12 protein-coding genes and 1 pseudogene are annotated in these 16,514 nt (G+C 76.9%); 6 read left to right on the top strand and 7 right to left on the bottom strand.

The window, feature by feature from the left end:
* Positions 1–257: 257 nt before the first annotated feature.
* Entirely contained in the window at positions 258–1,685 is a 1,428-nt protein-coding gene (locus LO771_RS17045; protein ID WP_230653307.1) for a hypothetical protein, read from the bottom strand.
* A gap of 212 nt (positions 1,686–1,897) precedes the next feature.
* Here LO771_RS17045 and LO771_RS17040 point away from each other — a divergent pair, with 212 nt between their 5' ends.
* The 3 genes from LO771_RS17040 to LO771_RS17030 all read left to right on the top strand — a co-directional run bounded on the left by LO771_RS17040 (position 1,898) and on the right by LO771_RS17030 (position 8,560).
* On the top strand, positions 1,898–3,676 hold the full coding sequence (locus tag LO771_RS17040; protein ID WP_230653305.1) for a hypothetical protein: 1,779 nt from the start codon (positions 1,898–1,900) through the stop codon (positions 3,674–3,676).
* A 100-nt stretch (positions 3,677–3,776) separates the two neighbouring features.
* Positions 3,777–4,070: a WXG100 family type VII secretion target gene (locus LO771_RS17035; RefSeq protein ID WP_230653303.1), complete on the top strand. Its 294-nt coding sequence runs from the start codon at positions 3,777–3,779 to the stop codon at positions 4,068–4,070.
* 83 nt (positions 4,071–4,153) lie between these two features.
* Positions 4,154–8,560 (top strand): FtsK/SpoIIIE domain-containing protein, encoded by a 4,407-nt coding sequence (locus tag LO771_RS17030; RefSeq protein ID WP_374228189.1) that lies wholly within the window; start codon positions 4,154–4,156, stop codon positions 8,558–8,560.
* Positions 8,561–8,692: 132 nt separating this feature from the next.
* On the opposite strand, the gene LO771_RS17025 is transcribed toward LO771_RS17030, so the two are convergent.
* Both LO771_RS17025 and LO771_RS17020 read right to left on the bottom strand, forming a co-directional pair.
* Entirely contained in the window at positions 8,693–9,322 is a 630-nt protein-coding gene (locus tag LO771_RS17025; RefSeq protein ID WP_230653300.1) for a hypothetical protein, read from the bottom strand.
* Positions 9,319–9,615: a hypothetical protein gene (locus tag LO771_RS17020; RefSeq protein WP_230653298.1), complete on the bottom strand. Its 297-nt coding sequence runs from the start codon at positions 9,613–9,615 to the stop codon at positions 9,319–9,321. Before LO771_RS17020 ends, LO771_RS17025 begins: the two co-directional genes overlap by 4 nt.
* Positions 9,616–9,789: 174 nt before the next feature.
* Here LO771_RS17020 and LO771_RS31365 point away from each other — a divergent pair, with 174 nt between their 5' ends.
* Positions 9,790–10,464 carry a hypothetical protein gene (locus tag LO771_RS31365; RefSeq protein ID WP_230653296.1) on the top strand — a complete coding sequence of 225 codons (675 nt, stop codon included), beginning with the start codon at positions 9,790–9,792 and terminating at the stop codon, positions 10,462–10,464.
* A gap of 719 nt (positions 10,465–11,183) precedes the next feature.
* Here the strand turns inward: LO771_RS31365 and LO771_RS17010 are convergent.
* From LO771_RS17010 to LO771_RS16995, 4 genes and pseudogenes are all read right to left on the bottom strand, one after another.
* Positions 11,184–11,588 (bottom strand): hypothetical protein, encoded by a 405-nt coding sequence (locus tag LO771_RS17010; protein ID WP_230653508.1) that lies wholly within the window; start codon positions 11,586–11,588, stop codon positions 11,184–11,186.
* Positions 11,589–11,820: 232 nt separating this feature from the next.
* Positions 11,821–12,024 (bottom strand): annotated as a pseudogene (locus LO771_RS30720) (NAD(P)H-binding protein); the annotation flags it as partial.
* Positions 12,025–12,176: 152 nt separating this feature from the next.
* Positions 12,177–12,845: a DUF6518 family protein gene (locus LO771_RS17000; protein WP_230653294.1), complete on the bottom strand. Its 669-nt coding sequence runs from the start codon at positions 12,843–12,845 to the stop codon at positions 12,177–12,179.
* Positions 12,846–13,188: 343 nt separating this feature from the next.
* Positions 13,189–13,773 (bottom strand): RNA polymerase sigma factor, encoded by a 585-nt coding sequence (locus tag LO771_RS16995; protein ID WP_230653292.1) that lies wholly within the window; start codon positions 13,771–13,773, stop codon positions 13,189–13,191.
* Positions 13,774–13,817: 44 nt separating this feature from the next.
* Here LO771_RS16995 and LO771_RS16990 point away from each other — a divergent pair, with 44 nt between their 5' ends.
* Entirely contained in the window at positions 13,818–15,212 is a 1,395-nt protein-coding gene (locus tag LO771_RS16990; RefSeq protein WP_230653290.1) for a serine/threonine-protein kinase, read from the top strand.
* Between the two features lie 167 nt (positions 15,213–15,379).
* Entirely contained in the window at positions 15,380–16,162 is a 783-nt protein-coding gene (locus LO771_RS16985; protein ID WP_230653289.1) for a DUF4232 domain-containing protein, read from the top strand.
* Positions 16,163–16,514 lie beyond the last annotated feature (352 nt).

Below are 16,514 nucleotides of genomic sequence, written 5' to 3'. Positions count from 1 at the left end.
ACGCCTGCCGACGGCGGGTCGGGCGGAGCCGCAGCCCCGTTGGTGACGATAGCGGACCGCCTCCGGTGCCGCCCGTCGTGCACCCGCGCGTCGTCCGATACCGCGCCGTCCGGCCGGACCAGGGAGAGGAGCGCGGAAGGACGGCCCGGACGGCCCGGACGGCCACGGTCAGGTTGCCGCACGCGGCCGGCCCCGGCCGCTCGCAGCCGGGGCCCCCGTCCCGGGGCGGCCCCCGGCGGTCCGCCGTGCGGCGGGGCTCACGCCGGAACCGTCGTCCTCACCCCCAGGACGGGGATGTCCGCGCTGCCGTCCTCGTCCGCGTGCCAGCGCCAGTGGGCGCCGTCCACCTCGCCGCAGACGATGCCCGTCCAGCCACTGCCGTCCGGGCCGCAGAGCCCGGCGAGCGCAGCGCGCTCGCTCCCGGTCGGGGTGCCCGCGACGAGGACCAGCCCCCTGACGGGACGGCGGGAGGCGGCGCCGCGGACGGGGCCGTGGAGGCGCCCCTCGACCGCAGCGGCCCGCCCCTCCTCCGCGAAGACCTGCCGGAGGCCGGGCGGGACCGCGGGCGTGGGGCCGCCCTCCGTCCCGGCCATGACGATCAGCGGCGTGCCCGGCCTGCTGCGGCCGACCTCCGCCAGGAGGTTGCGCGCCACGTCGAGGGCCACGGCGCGGTCGCCCGTCACGCTGAGGACCCCGTCGAGGCGGCTGAGGTCCACGACGAGCGGCCCGCCGCCGGGTCCGGTGCCGACCCGCACCGGGCAGGCCTCGGCGGCGGCCCTGAGGGCGCCGGGGTCCGCGGCCCCCTGCTCCGGCGCGCCGGCGGGGCGGTGCCAGCGAGGTCCGCCCAGGTGCTGCCAGGAGGGGTCGGGGAGGTCGGGGGCGTCCAGCCACACCGTCACCCCCGTCCGGTCGGCCGTGAGCGCGTGCACAGGCGTCGCGGGGGCGTGCGGCGCGGCCTCGAACCGGGCGAGGACGGAGTGGGCGTGCAGGAGGGGCGAGGTGTCGGACGCGAAGGCGCTCCCTGCCGACCGCCTCGCACGGAGGGTACGCCGCCGCCTGCCCGCCGCGCCCAGGCGGTGGACGAGGCGGGCCCCGGCGCCGAGCATCCGGCCCAGCCGCCGCCTGGCGACGATGCCGGCCGTCACCAGGGCGAGGAGGAGCGCACCGAGCGCGGCGGCGGCCGCGGGGAGCGGGACGGTCAGGACGGTCGTGCGTGCGGCCGGCGTGCCGCCTGCGGCCGCACCCGCTCCTGCAGCGCCGCCGGAGGACTGCCCCTGGGCGGCGGTGTCCCGCGCCAGCTGCACGGCGGCTCCGGAGGCGTCCTGCGGCAGGCGCAGGATCCAGCCGGGGTGCAGCGGGTCCGCCGGGCTGTTCAGCGCGCCGCCGTCCCGCTGCGCCTGGCCGCGGTTGAGGGCGAAGACCTCGCCGGCGCGGGCCGGGTCGCCGAGCGTGGCGGCGGCGACGGACTCCAGGGTGGCGAGCCGGCCGCCGGTCCGCGCCGGGTCCTGGACCACGAACACCTTGACGAGGCCGCCGTCGGCCGCTTCCGCGGTCGCGGCCCCGATGAACGCCGCGCAGAGCGCCAGCAGGACGGCGGCGAGGGCGCGGGCGGCGGCCCGCGCGGTCCGGTGCGCCGGTGCCCCTCCCGGCCCGGACCGGGCCGTGGCGGTGGAAGGCTTGCTCATGTTCTCCGTCCGTGTCGTCCGCCGCGCGCCCCGTCTGCCGGGGGTGCGGGCGGCCCCTGCGTGGAAGGGAGGGGCGTCCGGATCCCCCGCGCCCCACCCCCTACACGGCCGCGCGCGGGAAGCGGTTCGAGTGCGGGGACGGTCTGAACCTCGGAGCGCGCGGCTCCGTGTAGGAGGCGGACCCCATCGGAGCGACGACAGCAGAGGACCGGATGGCACGGCAGCACTCAAGTCCGGCGGACTTCCACCTGGTCGGGATGGACCAGGACCCGACGCCGGGCGACCCGGACCTGATCCAGGGCGTCGTCCAGCGGTACAGGGAGATCGGGGACGCCGCGGAGAAGGCGCTGAACGTCCTCAAGAAAGACGGCGCGGTCTCCCGCGGCCGGGGTTCGGCCATGGAGAAGCTGAAGGAGAAGATCGGCAGCGATCTTCCCGACAAGCTCGCCAAGACCGTGAACTCCTACCACGACGCCGCGCAGGCCTATGCCGACTACATCCCGAAGCTGCGGGAGGCACAGGACACCTTCGACAAGGCGGTCGAGCAGGCCCGGAGCGCGTCGGCCAAGGCCGGCCAGACCCCCGAGCCGCTGAGCGACAACCCCACCGACCAGGAGAAGGCGGACGCGAAGAAGGCCCAGGAGGCGGTCGACGCCGGCCGGGCCGAGCTCGGCGCGGCCCGGAGCCTCGCCGAACAGGCGAAGAGCATGCGGGAGTCGGCTCAGCGGTCCTGCTCGGATGTCCTCGACAAGGCGGCAGGCGAGGCCATCCCGCCGCGGAACGTCTTCCAGAAGATCGCGGACTTCTTCAAGGAGTTCCCGTTCGTTCAGATCCTCCTCGCGATCGCGATCGCCATCACGGCGGTGTTCTTCCCGGTCGTCGGCGGCCTGCTCGCCGGGGCGCTCTTCGTGTTCAACCAAGTCGTGGCCGGCCGCACGGGCGGCATCAAGGCGGGCGACTTCATCACCGGACTGCTCGGCATCGTCCCCGGTGCCGCGCTGCTGGGGCTGGGCGGCAAGGCGGTCAAGGCGATCGCCCCCGCGGCCGTGGCCGCGGTCAAGAACTCGGCCCTGGTCACCAAGGGCGGTGCGAGCCTGACGAAGATCGGCGAGTCCGCCCTCTCGTCCAGGCCCGTCGGCGCCGTGCTCTCCAACCCGGTCGGCAAAACGGCCGTCGAGGTCACGGGGAAGTTCGCGGCCAACTCGGCGCTGGAGGCGGCCGCCAAGGCGGCCAACCACGACAAGCTGACCGCCGCCGGGGTGTTCGGCGGGGCCGCCGCGGGCGCGGTCGCCGGGGCCGCCTTCCGCGGGGGTGTGGGGAAGATCGGCTCCGCCCGCGGCAACGCGAAGCCCGGGAACGGCGCCGGCGGCCGGTTCGGCGACACCACGCCGAGCGCGGCGAACGACAGCCTCGGCAAGCGCGCGTCCGACCAGGCCGGCAACTTCGTGGAGGAGGGCGCGACGCTCGGGACCAAGATCGGCGTGGGGGTCGCCCAGGGCGGCGACCCGAACGAGGTGGCGGCCGGCGAGATCGCCAACTCGGCCTCGAAGCTCGGCTCCGGCCCGGTGGGCAAGGGCGGGCTAGGCAGGCAGGTCGACGGCCTCGCGGGCCGCATCCCGATCAAGGGGTCCGTCGGATCCGGCACGGCCGGGGGCGCACATCCCACAAGCCCCGCGGACATCCCGCTGCCGCCGTCCCCCACCACCTCCACCCACCCCGCGGACATCCCCCTGCCGCCCTCCCCCACCACCTCCACCCACCCCGCGGACATCCCCCTGCCGCCCTCCCCCACCACCTCCACCGGAGGAGCGGGTACGGAGCTCCCGGCCGGCGGGGGCGGGTCGCTGCCCGATCCGTCGGGCGGCGGGGGCGGCCAGCCGTCCCCCGCCGCCCCCCAGGTCGACCACACCCACGGCGGCGGACCCGGCGGCCAGGACTCCGGGCCCCAGAGCCGGGAGACGTCCGGCCGCGGCGGCGGCACCGCCCGGTAGGCCCCCCCTCCCGGGACGGTCGGCCCGGGAACCGCGCCGACCCTCAGACCTCCGTCCGCACACGGACGGACACCGTGAATCACCAGCAAGGAGCACCGACATGCCCGACTACAAGGTCAACTCCGAGGAGACCGCCTCCACCTCGCAGGCCCTCCTCAACGACTTCTCCCAGCTGCAGGACAAGCTGACCGAGGTCAGGGGGAAGATCAGCAACCTGCTCGCCAACGGCTACAGCACGCCCGCCGCCCAGCAGAAGTTCCAGCCGTTCTTCGACGAGTTCGCCAAGGGCTTCGACCAGGTCAACCAGGGCCTGCAGGGCATCGGCCAGTACGTGAAGTCCGTCGGCGACGCCTTCTCCCAGACCGACGACCAGCTGGGCTCCAACCTCGGCTGACCCCCGCGGGCCCGCCCCGGGCGGGCCCGCCCCGCCCCGCCCTCCCCACTCCCGACCCACGAGAAGGACGACAAGCCGTGCGACTGAACGTCAGCGTTCCCGACCCGCATGCCGAGGGGGTGTCCACGGCCGTCGTGGTCGACACGGAGCCCTCCGCACGGGCGGGCAGGCTCGCGGCGGAACTCGCGCGCGCCGTCGGCTCCCCGGGAGCGGGCGGGGCGGAGGGCCCCGGGCCGGCCCTGTACGTCGGCCAGCGGCCGGTCGACCCCGAGGACACCCTCCAGGCGGCCGGGGTGAGGGACGGCATGGCCCTCGGGCTCGGCTCCCCCGTACCGGGGGTGCCCGAGGCCGAGGGCCGCACGGAGGTCCGGGTCGTGTCCGGGCCCGGCGCGGGGACGGTCTTCCGCCTGCTGCCCGGCGAGTACGACATCGGCAGTGCCGCGGCCTGCCGTGTGCGGCTCCCCGAGGGGGAAGACGTGCCGCCGTCCGCGGCGCGGGTGCGGGTACGGCTCGACGGCGGCGCGGATCTGCTGGCGACCGGACGGGCGGCGCTCGACGGCCGGGAGCTGGAGGGGACCTCCCCCTGGCACGAGGGCAGCCGGCTCGCCGTGGGGGACTCGCTGCTGGAGCTGGCGTCCGCCGTATCGGCCAGGGCGCCCCTGACGCCGTCCCCGGACGGCCTCGGACTGGAGTTCAACCGCCCCCCGCGCTTCCTGCCGCAGACGGGCACCCCCCGGTTCCGGCTGCCCACGCCGCCGATCAGGCCGGACAAGCGGCCCGTCCCCCTCCTGCCGCTGCTGCTCCTGCCCGCGGGCAGCGCGGCCATCGCGATCTTCGTCACCAAGAACTGGACCTTCGTCTTCCTCGCCCTGCTCTCGCCGATCGCCGCCCTGGTGAGCCAGTTCGGCAGCCGGAAGCAGGGCATGGCGAAGTACCTGGAGAAGAAGGCCGAGTACGAGGAGACGGTGGCGCGGGTCGGCGCCGACGTCGACGCCGCCCTGCGCGAGGAGCAGGTGAACCTGCGGCTGTCGCTGCCGGACCCCGCCTCGCTCCTCCTGACGGCCGTCCAGCCCTCCGAGAGGCTGTGGGAGCGCCGCTGGCAGGACCCCGACTTCCTGACGGTCCGGGTCGGCACCGCCGACCTGCCGTCGTCGCTGAGCGTCGACGACCCCACCCGGGACGAGCACCGGCGCACCACGGTGCCGCAGCTGCACCAGGCGCCCGTCGCGCTGCCCCTGCGCAAGGTCGGCGTCGCGGGCGTCGCCGGACCAGGGGCGAGCCGCCTCGCCGGGTGGATGGCGGCCCAGGCCGTCTCCCTCCACAGTCCCGCCGACCTGCGCCTGGTGGTGCTCGCGGGCCCCGACGGCGAGGCGGACTGGTCCTGGACCCGCTGGCTGCCGCACGCCCAGGCACAGGGCGAGGACGCGTACGCGCTGGTGGGCAGCACCACCGACTCGCTGGCGCGGCGCATCGGGGAGCTCGGCCAGCTCGTGGCGTCCCGGCTGGCCGCCGGACCGGACCTGGTCCGGGGCGGCGTCCACGGCTACCCGGACGTCCTGGTCGTCCTGGAGCAGGCCCGCCGGGCCCGTTCGCTGCCCGGCGTGATCGGGCTGCTGCGCGACGGGCCCTCGGTGGGCGTGCACACCATTTGCATCGACCGCGAGGAGCGGCTGCTGCCGGAGGAGTGCGGCGCCGTCGTCGTCACCGGCCCGTCGCCGGCCGGGGGCTCCTGCCGGGTCCGCACCGGGGGCGGCGCGCCCCTGGAGGGCGTGCGGACCGACGCGCCGGAGTCCGGCTGGTACGAGCACCTCGCGCGGGCGCTGGCGCCGCTGCGGGGCGTCGGGGACGGCGACGAGGGCGCCCTGCCCGGCTCCGTGCGGCTGCTGGACCTGCTGGGCGTGGAGCCGCCCACCGCGGAGGCCGTGGCGGGCAGCTGGGCGCTCGGGGGCCGCAGCACCAGGGCCGTCCTGGGCAGCGGCTACGACGGGGAGTTCGCGGTCGACCTGGTCCGCGACGGCCCGCACGCGCTGGTCGCGGGCACCACGGGCTCCGGCAAGTCCGAGCTGCTGCAGACGCTGGTCGCCTCGCTCGCGGTGGTCAACCGCCCCGACGAGATGACCTTCGTGCTCGTCGACTACAAGGGCGGCAGCGCCTTCGCCGAGTGCGCCGACCTGCCGCACACCGTCGGCCTGGTCACCGACCTCGACACGCACCTCGTGGAACGCGCCCTGGTCTCCCTCGGCGCGGAGCTGCGCCGCCGCGAGACGCTGCTCGCGGAGGCCGGCGCGAAGGACATCGAGGACTACCTGGACAAGCGCTCGCGCGGCGGGGACGCACTGCCGCCGCTGCCGCGGCTGCTGCTGGTCGTCGACGAGTTCGCGTCCATGGTGCGCGAGCTGCCCGACTTCGTCCCGGGCCTGGTCAACATCGCGCAGCGCGGCCGGTCGCTCGGCATCCACCTGGTGCTGGCGACCCAGCGGCCGGGCGGGGCGGTCACCCCGGACATCCGCGCCAACACCAACCTGCGGATCGCCCTGCGCACCACCGACACCGCCGAGAGCCGCGACATCATCGACGCGCCCGACTCGGGCGACATCTCCCCGGCCACGCCGGGCCGCGCCCACGCGCGGCTCGGTCCGTCGGCCCTGCTGCCCTTCCAGGCCGGGCGGGTCGGCGGCCGCCGTCCCGGCGGCGCCCCGGCGGCGGGCACGGAGGCGCCGGTCCGCGCCGAGGCCGTGTCCTGGCGGGACCTCGGCGGCCCGCTGCCGGCCGGCCGGTCCCGCGGCGGTCCGGCGGGCGCCCCGACGGAGGCCGTCACCGACCTCGCGGTCCTCGCCGCGGCCGTCGCGGAGGCGGCCCGGTCCGCCGGCGTCCCTCCGCAGCCGAGCCCGTGGCTGCCGCCGCTGCCGGACCTGCTGGAGTGGACCGCGCCCCCGGCGCCCGCGCCCGCCGAGGTGCGCGGGGCGGCCCTGCCGGCCGTCGCGTACGGCATGGTCGACCTGCCGGCGCAGCAGAGCCGGTCCCCCCTGCTGTTCGACCTCGACCGCGCCGGCCACCTGCACGTCGTCGGCTCGCCCCGCAGCGGGCGCTCGCAGACGCTGCGCACCCTGGCCGCCGCCCTGGCGCAGGCGCACGGCGCCGACGACGTCCACCTGTACGGGATCGACTGCGGCAACGGCGCGCTCAACGCCCTCGCCTCGCTGCCGCACTGCGGCGCGGTGGTCGACCGCAACCAGGTGGAGCGGCTGGGCCGGCTGCTGGACCGGCTCAACACGGAGCTGACCTCCCGTCAGGCCGCCCTGGGCACCCGGGGCACCGCGGACCTCGCCGAACTGCGGAGGGCCCAGGCCCCGGGGGAGCGCCTGCCCCACATCGTGCTGATGGTGGACCGCTTCGAGGTCTTCGAGCGGGAGTTCACCTCCTACGACAACGGCAGCTTCATGGAGCGGATGGTCCGGCTGCTGCGGGACGGGGCCGGCGTCGGCATCCACGTCGTGCCGGCGGGCGACCGGGTGCTGGGCGGCAGCCGGTTCTCCGGCACCACCGAGGACAAGGTCGTCCTGCGGCTGAACGACCGCCAGGACTACTCCTCCGTGGGCATCCCGAGCAGGTCCGCGCCCGCCGACCCCGCCCCGGGGCGCGGTGTGCGGACGCAGGACCTCAGCGAGGTCCAGATCGCGGTGCTCGGCGCCGACCTGTCCGGCACGGCCCAGGCGCAGGCCCTCACCGAGCTGGGCGCGCGGCTGGCGGAGCGCGAGGCCGGCGTCCCGGCGGAGCGCCGGGCGCTGCGGCTGGACGTGCTGCCCGACCGGATCGCCTACGACGACGCCGCCGCCCTGCACACGCAGGGCGGGCCGATGCGGCCGCTGGTCGCGGTCGGCGGCGACACCCTCGCCTCGCTCGGCCCGGACCTCGCGGACGTCCCGACGTTCGTGGTCGCGGGACCGCCGCGGACCGGCCGGAGCACGGCGCTGCTCACGGCGGCCCGTTCGCTGCTCGCCGCCGGGACGGGCCTGGTGGTGCTCGCGCCGCGGCGGTCGCCGCTGCGCGAGCTGGAGGGGCGGCCCGGTGTGGCCGCCGTCCTCACCGACCCGCAGGTCCCGGTGGCCGAGTTCCGGGAGGTGCTGGGGAACGTCCCCGAGGCGAACGCGGTCGTCGTGGTGGACGACGCCGAGCTGTTCATGGGCGCCGAGATCGACGCCGACCTCGCCCTGCTCGCCCGGGGCGGCGCCGGCAACGGCTGGGGGGTGCTGGCGGCCGGCAACGCGGAGTCGCTGTCGCTGTCGCTGGCCGGGTGGATGGGCCAGGTCAAGCGCAACCGCACCGGCATGCTGCTCTCGCCGCAGGGCCTGGGCGACGGCGAGGTCATCGGGGTGCGGCTGACGCGCGGGGTCGTCGGACAGGCCCCCCAGCCGGGCCGGGGGCTGCTGCACCTGGGCGACGGGACGCTGCTGTCGGTCCAGGTGCCGCTGACCGGGACCGGGTTCTGACAACGGCGGAGGGCGGCACCGGGACTCCTCGTCCCGGTGCCGCCCTCCGTGCTGTCCGCCGCAGCCGCCGCGGCTGTCGCAGCTGTCGCGGCCTGCGAGCCCTTCCTGCCCCCGACCTGCCCCCGACCGGCCTCAGCGGCCGGGGGCGGTGCCCTCCGGTGCCGCCTCGCCGTCGGCGGACACGAAGCGGAACGTGGAGGTGATCGCGTCGAAGAGGTCGTACACCTCGGCCCGGAGCGGCAGGTTGGGGCTGGCGAGGGTCACGGCCAGGAAGTCGCCGGGCCTCTCCGGCACGGGCACCATCGTGTGCATCGTCAGCAGCCGGACCTCGACGTCGCCGGTCAGCCGGGCGGTCTCGGTGCCGGTGACGCGCGCGGCCGTCCCCGCATGGGGCAGCTCCACCGAGGTCACGACCCGATCCTTCGGCGTGGCGTCGCCCCCGGCGCCGAGCTGCGCGGACAGCACCGGCAGCGTCAGCTCCGAGCCCTGCGGCGTGCTCACGGCGAAGACCATGCCGTACGCCAGGAAGAGCCCGTCGTCGTACAGGGTCGCCGTGCCCGTGGCGAGCAGCGCCCCGTGCCTGCGGGCGGCGCGGGCCACCTCGCGGCCCTGGCGGACCATGTCGTTGATCCGGGCCTTCTCGCGCGGGTCGGAGGTGGCGGCCAGCGCCTTCGCGCGGACGGCGGCCAGCTCCTCCCCGCTCAGGTCGACCTCGCGCCACAGGTCGGGGACGTCGAGCAGGAAGCGCTCCGCGGTGTTCACCGGCCCCCCTTCCCGTCACTGAGGTTGCTGACGGCGTCCCGGTCCGTGCGGTCGAACGCGTCGAGGATGCTGCCGATGGCGTCCGAGACGCCCTTCACCTGCTTCTGGAGCTGGTGCCTGCCGTCCTCCCACCTGTTCTCGAAGTGCTGGGCCGCACCCCGGGACAGTTCGCGGCCGAACGCCGCGTCGAAGTCGAACGTGTGGTGCCCGATGTCGATGAAGTCGTGGACGAAGCCCAGCGTGCGCTGGGCCTCCTGCAACTCGTCCCCGGGTATCTGGATGTCCTCGGCCATGCCGCCTCCTCGTGCTGTGCTCCCACTCCCCCTCCCGTCACACGGACGGACCGTCCGCGGCGTTCAGTCCGGCGGACCGGCGGGTGCGGCGGTGGACGGATCCCCGGGTGCGTTGAACCGCCGGGCTCCCCGGTCCGTGTGCCAGGAGTGACAGCTGTTCTCCCTCGCACTCGCGTGCGCACCGTTCCTGCGGGCGGGCGGGCGCGCCGTGCCGCCGCCGCCCTCGTCCTCGCGGTCTGCGGCACCGCGGCCCTGGCCTCCTGCGGCAGGACCATCACGATCAGCGACGGACCGCGCCAGGCGGCCGCTCCGCCCGCCGCCACCGCGGCGTCGGCACTGCCGCCCGGGGGCGCCGCCCCGGGAAGCGCCGCGCCGGCGGGCAACACGGGCCTCCAGATCGTCGACACCACCGCGGCCGCGGCCGGTCTCACGGGGACCGGAGGCACCGTCGTCGGAGCCGCCCTCCAGGTGGATCCGCCGCGATGGGCCCAGCTGACGGCGGTGACCTCGCGCGCGCTCCCGTCCGCCCACCTCGTGGACGTCAACGGCTCGACGCTGTACCGCTTCGAGGGGGACGCCGCCACCCCGGGCAGGTCGCAGTGCAACGACGCCTGCGCCGTGCAGTGGCCCCCCGTGACCGTCCGGCAGGGCGGCAACGTCTACCTGTCGGGGGTGGACCCGCGGCAGGTCGGGGCGATCCGCCGTCAGGACGGCGGCGTGCAGGTGACCGTGGGCGGGCGGCCCGTCTACCGGTACGCGGGCGACAGCCGGCCCGGCGACCTGAACGGCCAGGGGCTGGGCGGCACGTGGTTCGCCGTCGGACCGGCGGGGGGCAGGGCCGGGGGCTGAGGAGCCGCCGGGGCCGGGGGGCGCGGCAGCGGAACACCGGCATCCGGGCGGCGGGCGGGACCCGCCGCCCGGGCCGGCGCCCGGAGCGGCCGCGAGGGGGGACGGGACACCGGCCGACCGCAGCCGGGAACGCAGCAGGCCGGGGCGCGGAACCGCCGGGCGGCGCGGGCGGGCCGGTGCACGCCGTGCGGTCCGGCGGACGAGGTCGTAGGGGGGCGGAGCCGACAGGAACGGTGCGACACCCCGGCCTCACGGGCCGCCGGGGCGGGGCGGCTGCACCGCTTCCCGTCGCAGCGCGCAGGTCGGTGAACGGCGTGCGGGCCCCCGCCCTCGGGGTGGGGCGGGGGCCCGCGGCACCGGGACCCGCCGGTACGGGGGGAACGGCGGGCCCCGGGCCGACCCGTGCGGCGTCCCCCGCACGGGTCGCGGCGGACCGTGGACCCTTCGGCACGGTCCGCCTACCGCACGGCGCGCCCGTCGGCCATGGACAGGGCCTGGACGGGTGGCAACAAGTGCGGACACGTCCATTGTCGGGGAGCCGTCCCGCGGATTCCGCACCCCCGACCGTCGAGGGCACGGTCTCTGCCCTCATGGGCGGACTCCGTCCCTCCCGTGAACCGGAGGCCCGTCGGCGGCCGGCCCGGGCGGGGCCCCGCGGCGCCGCCGTCAGGCGTGGTGGGGACGCCTGGGGGCGGCGACCTCCTGGTCGGCGAAGCCGGTCAGCCAGGTCGGACGGTCCGGACGCCAGCCGCGAGAACAGGCCAGGGCGTTGAGCGCGCCGCACTCCCAGCCCTTGCGGCCTGCGGTGACCGGCGGGGCAATGCACCGACCGCCTGGGCGAGGACCGGCAGCCGGGCACGGGAGGGGGAGGGCTCGTCGTCCACGACGTTGACCGGGCCGGCCGGCCGGCCGAGTGCGGCGACGGCCGCCCGCGCCGCGTCGGACACGTGGAGGAAGGAGGTCACGGCGTCGTTCGCCTCAACGCTACCCGGGAGGTCCACGGCCGGGGCGCCTGCGAGGGTCGCCACCACGGGCACGCCGGGCGCGTACCAGGTGTCGGGGCCGTACAGGACCCCGTGGCGCAGCAGGACCACCGTCCCCAGCTCCGCGGCCGCCTCCTCCATGCACCGGACACCGTCGACGAGAGCGGCCCGAGGCTCCGGCGCGCCGGTGTCGAGGGCTGCCGGCTCGTCCGCGGGGCGGTCTCCGGGTCCGTGCACCCAGGCGATGGACTGGACGACGGTCCTGCCCGCGCCACAGGAGCGGGCCGCATCCACCAGGTTGCGGATGCCCTCGCGGCGGATGCGGTTGCCGGCGTCCCCCGTCGGCGTTCGAGAGGTCTGTCAGCCGGTGGATCACCGCGTCCGGGGCGGCCTCGGCCCTCGCCTGCCGGACGGGGTGCGCACGGGGCACGTCGACCGCCGCGGCCTCGGCCCTCCGGGCTTCCAGCCGGGCTGCGCCGGGCGCCGAGCGGGTGGTACCCGTCACCTGGTGCCCGGTTTCCAGGAGCCGCGGTACGCGCATGCGGCCGACGGCGCCGGTCGCACCTGCGAGGAACACGCGCGCGATGACTCCTGGTCACGCTCCGCAACGTACGGACCGAGCCAGGGAGAACGGATGTCCCGCGATGATGCCACGCCCGCCCTAGAAGCCCCGACAGGCGAAGGATCACGGCCGACCGGGCGCCGCCGGGCCGTGCAGGCCGATCAGGCTCAGAGGACGAGGTGCTGCAGTCCGATGAAGACGGTGGCGTAGGTGAGGAGGGAGAGGAGGACGGCGCCCAGGAGCATGGTCAGACGCTCTCTTGCGGTACGGAGCATGAGTACGGGCACGAGGAGGACGACCGCCAGGCACGCCCATGCCTGGGCGGCGTAGTGGAGGTCGAACACGTAGTCCAGTCCCTCAGCACCGAAGACGCCCGCGAGGAGCAGCGGTCCCGTGACGCGGCGGGACCCGGTGCTCCCGCGGCGCCACCAGGAACCCGCGGCCCCGAAGAGCGGTCCGACGAGGAAGGCCATGCCCAGCCAGAGAAACGGGTAGCTCAGATCGCCCATCCCGTCGCGCCCGAGCTCCGCATAGCCGTAGTAGCCCACGACGAGGCACACCTCGGAGCAGAGGCCGGCCACGACGGACGCGGAGAACGGCATCCGGCGGGCCGCGAGGGCTCCGGAGGCGAAAGCCACTGCAGTCCACACGGCACCGGAGTTCGCGAGCTGGTTCCAGGGGTTCGGCAGCCAGCCCTGAGCGAGGTTGGTGAGGATGCCGAGGAGGATTCCTCCGGTGAGCGCGGCCGCTGTCGCGGAAGCCCACGCCGCCATGCCGGCGGAGGACTTTCCCGCGCCGTCGGCAGCGGCGACGGGCGGGGGTGCGGTGCGTGTCATGGGATCTGGCCCTCACTGATCAGGCTGCACGGAGCCGTCGACCGGAGATGGTCCACGGAAGGCACGCCGCACGTGTTGTGACGGCGGAGCGGCGCCGCACCGGCGGTTCCCGGAGCGCACGGACCCGTCCGGCTCCGTCGGCCTCGGCCCCGGACCCGGGAGGCACCGGAAAGCGGTGGCCGCGGGCGGGGTGGTGTCCACGCAGCCCCGACAGCCCGCGGTCGCGGCTGGGCAGGACCGTACCGCCCGGCGGCCGCAGGCGTGGTGGCCGGCTGCACTTCCGGGTTCGATCCGTGCCCGCGGGGACGGTCCGCGGAACCCGGGCGCCGCAGACCGGACGGCGTCAGCCCGAAACCGGCGGAGCCCCTCCCGCAGGCCCGGAGGACTCCGCCAGCCAGGGCCGGACCGTGCGCCGGGCGGCGTGCAGCCGGGACTTGACGGTCCCCAGGGGCAGCCCCGTCCGCTCGGCGACCTCGGCGTAGTCCATCTGGCACACGTCCCGGTAGACCAGCGGCGCGACGAGGTGCGGGCTCTGGCGCTCCAGGCGTTCCAGGGCCTCCAGCAGGTCGATGCGGGAGCCCGCGACGACGCTGGTGGTGCGGGGGTCGGGCCGGTGGAGCTCCTCGCCGTCCAGGGGCGTCTCGGACGCGCGCCGCCTCAGGTCCCGGTACTTCTGCCGGGCGCAGTTGGCGACGACCGTGTAGAGCCAGGTGCTGAACAGGCTGCGCCCCTCGAACGACCGGATCCCGCGGGCCACCTGGATCAGGACGTCCTGGGCCGCCTCCTCGGCGTCCTCCCGGCAGGGCAGGAAGCGGCCGCAGCGGCGCAGGGCCTCGGGCCGTATCCGCTCCAGCAGGGCGTCGAGGGCGGCTGAGTCGCCGGCGGCAGCCCTCGCGGCGAGCGACTCCGTCTCGGGATCGGCGGGCACGGGCGGGCTCCTCTCCCCTTCCTCGGCTGGGGCATCATGGTCCCATGCTCCCAGTCCGGCAGATCGGCAGGTACCGCTTGGACGGGCGCCTGGGCTCGGGGGCCTTCGCCACCGTGTGGCTCGCGCACGACGACGCCCTCGACGCCCGGGTGGCGGTCAAGGTCATGGCCGACAACTGGGCCCACCGGATGGACTTCCGGGAACGCTTCCTGGCCGAGGCCCGCTTCCTGCGCCGCGTCTCGTCGGACTCCGTGGTCCGGGTGTTCGACGTGGGGGAGCTTCCCGACCGGCGCCCGTACTTCGTCATGGAGTACACCGACCGGGGAACGCTGGAGGACCGGATCACCCCCGGCCCCCTGCCCGTCGCGGAGGCGCTGGGGATGGCGGCCGGGGCCGCACGCGGGGTCGCCGACCTCCACCGGGCGGGCATCCTCCACCGGGACGTCAAGCCCTCCAACGTCCTGGTCGCGAGCACGCCCGGCGGCGGGGAGCGGATCCTGGTGGCCGACCTGGGCCTGGCCAAGAGCCTGGCGCACGCGTCGGGCCTCACCCAGGCCGTCGGCTCCCCCGGCTACACGGCCCCCGAGCAGGCCCGCCCCGAGGGCGGCATCGACGAGCGGGCCGACGTGTACGGCCTCGGCGCACTGCTGTACCACCTGGTGACCGGGGCGGTGCCGGGGCCGCCGGGACAGGTGGTCCCCCCACGCAGGCTGCGCCCGGACCTGCCCCGCGGCGTCGAGCGCGCGGTCCTGCGCGCCCTGGAGCCCGACCGCGGGCGGCGCTGGCCGACCGCCGACGGCTTCGCCCGGGAGGTGGGACGGCTGGTCGCGGAGGCCGACGGGGAGCGGTCCGCGCCGCGCCTCCGCGCGCGCCGCGGGCGGCTCCTCGCCGCGGGTGCCGCCGTGACGCTGGCGGCCGCGGGGGGCACCGTGGCCACGGCGCGGTCCCTCCCGGACACCCGGCACGCGTCGGCCCTGGCGGGCGTGGGCGACGCCACGGGACGGATCCGGCTGGAGCTGCCCGCGCGGTGGGCCCGCGAGACGGTCGGCTCGGGGTGGGCGCCCCGGGCACTGGGTCTGGACGAGGACGCCGAGCCGGGCCTCACCGTCGCCACCGACCTCGGGAGCTGGCCCGACCTGCGGTCGGGGGCCGCGGGCGTGTTCGTCGGCCTCAGCGAGAAGGACGCGCTGCCCGCCGCGGTGGACCGGCTGGCGCACCCGGGCTGCGTCCCGGCCGGCAGCCGCCCGTACCGGGGCGCGGTGTGGGAGGGGCGCATCCGGACGTGGACGGGCTGCGGGGGCGGCCCGGTCGAGGAGATCACCCTGGCGCGGCGGGACGGCGGCGCCTCCCCGCTCGTCTACGTGCAGATCCGGCGGGACGGCGGTCCGGACGCGACCGGCCGGATCCTGGAGGGCCTCCGGGTCGCCGGCTCCTCCTGAGCCCTCGCGAACCTTTCGGCGGCGGGCCCCGTCCCACCAAGTGGCGGACACGTGACTGGACCGTCCGTCCCACCGGGCGGCGGTCCCGCAGACGACGGGCGCGCCCCGCCGACGACCCCGCCCCTCCGGCAGGAGGGCGGGCACGGACCAGGAAGGCACAAGGCACCATGGAACACCAGGAGCACACGGCCGGCGGACGGGGCGCGGAGGCCGGCGGCCGCCGGCGGAGGGGCACGGCGCTGCGGAGGGGCGCCGCGTGCGGCGGTGCGGCCGCCCTCCTGGCGGCCCTGGCCGGCTGCACCGGCGGCACCGGCACGGAGGCGTCCGCCCCGCGCACCCTCCCCGGCTCCGCGGCGCCCGCAGGGGTGGGCACGGGCACGGCCGGACCGGCCGGTACGCCGTCGGACGCCCCGTCGGTCCGGGGGTCCGCCCGGCCCGGGGACGGCCGGGCCTCGTCCCCGGCCGGCGGACCGTCCGCCGCGTCCACGGCCCCGGGCGCGTCCCCGGCCGCCTCCGCGCCCACGGGGGACGGGCGCTGCCGCACGCAGGACCTCAGGGCGTCCGTCACGCCCGGCAGCCCGGGGGCCGGCCAGGAGAACTTCGCCCTGGTGCTGACCAACGCCTCAGGGCGGACCTGCACGGTCCGCGGCTTCCCCGGCGCGGCGTTCGTGGACGGCGCCGGACAGCAGGTGGCACCGGATCCCGAGCGCGCGGCGGGCACCACGCCGGTGACCGTCCGGCTGCGGCCCGGGCAGAGCGCCTGGGCGCCCATGACGTTCGCGAACCCGGCCCTCACGGGGGTCACCACCGTGGTGCCCGCGGCCGTGCACGTCACCCCGCCCGACGAGACCGCTCCGCTCACGGCGCGGTGGCCGGGAGGAGCGGTGTCCAACACCGGCAAGGCCTCGGTACCGCGGCTCGGCGTCCTGCGGCCCGGCACCGGGGCCTGAGCCCGCGCCCGCCGCGCGGGTCCCGGGGCCGGGACCCGCGCGGCGGGCGACGGTGGGCGGTGGTCGGGCGGGGGACGGCCCGCGAACACCGCGGCCCCGGCCGCGGGCGCGGGGTGCGCCTGCGGTCCGGGGCCGTCCGCCGCGCGGTGTGCGGGGGCCGTGCGGCGGGCCGGGGAGGTCAGAGGGCGGGGGCCGCGGTGTCCTTCCGGGGTGGGGGTGGGGCCGGGGGGGTCAGCGGGTGGTGGCGTGGGCGGCCTGCTCGATGAGGCGGGTGACGGCGCCGGGGTGGGAGACGGTCACGGAGTGGGAGGCGTTGACCGCGACGGTGTGGGCGTGGGCGCGGTGGGCCATG

Source organism: Streptacidiphilus sp. ASG 303 (assembly GCF_020991365.1).
Lineage (GTDB): Bacteria > Actinomycetota > Actinomycetes > Streptomycetales > Streptomycetaceae > Peterkaempfera.
This window is presented reverse-complemented; position numbering and strand designations above follow the sequence as displayed.

Coding starts and splice junctions, on each gene's coding strand:
- LO771_RS17045 (WP_230653307.1), bottom strand. CDS start 1,685: ATGAGCAAGCCTTCCACCGCCACGGCCCGGTCCGGGCCGGGAGGGGCA.
- LO771_RS17040 (WP_230653305.1), top strand. CDS start 1,898: ATGGCACGGCAGCACTCAAGTCCGGCGGACTTCCACCTGGTCGGGATG.
- LO771_RS17035 (WP_230653303.1), top strand. CDS start 3,777: ATGCCCGACTACAAGGTCAACTCCGAGGAGACCGCCTCCACCTCGCAG.
- LO771_RS17020 (WP_230653298.1), bottom strand. CDS start 9,615: ATGGCCGAGGACATCCAGATACCCGGGGACGAGTTGCAGGAGGCCCAG.
- LO771_RS17010 (WP_230653508.1), bottom strand. CDS start 11,588: ATGGAGGAGGCGGCCGCGGAGCTGGGGACGGTGGTCCTGCTGCGCCAC.
- LO771_RS17000 (WP_230653294.1), bottom strand. CDS start 12,845: ATGACACGCACCGCACCCCCGCCCGTCGCCGCTGCCGACGGCGCGGGA.
- LO771_RS16990 (WP_230653290.1), top strand. CDS start 13,818: ATGCTCCCAGTCCGGCAGATCGGCAGGTACCGCTTGGACGGGCGCCTG.
- LO771_RS16985 (WP_230653289.1), top strand. CDS start 15,380: ATGGAACACCAGGAGCACACGGCCGGCGGACGGGGCGCGGAGGCCGGC.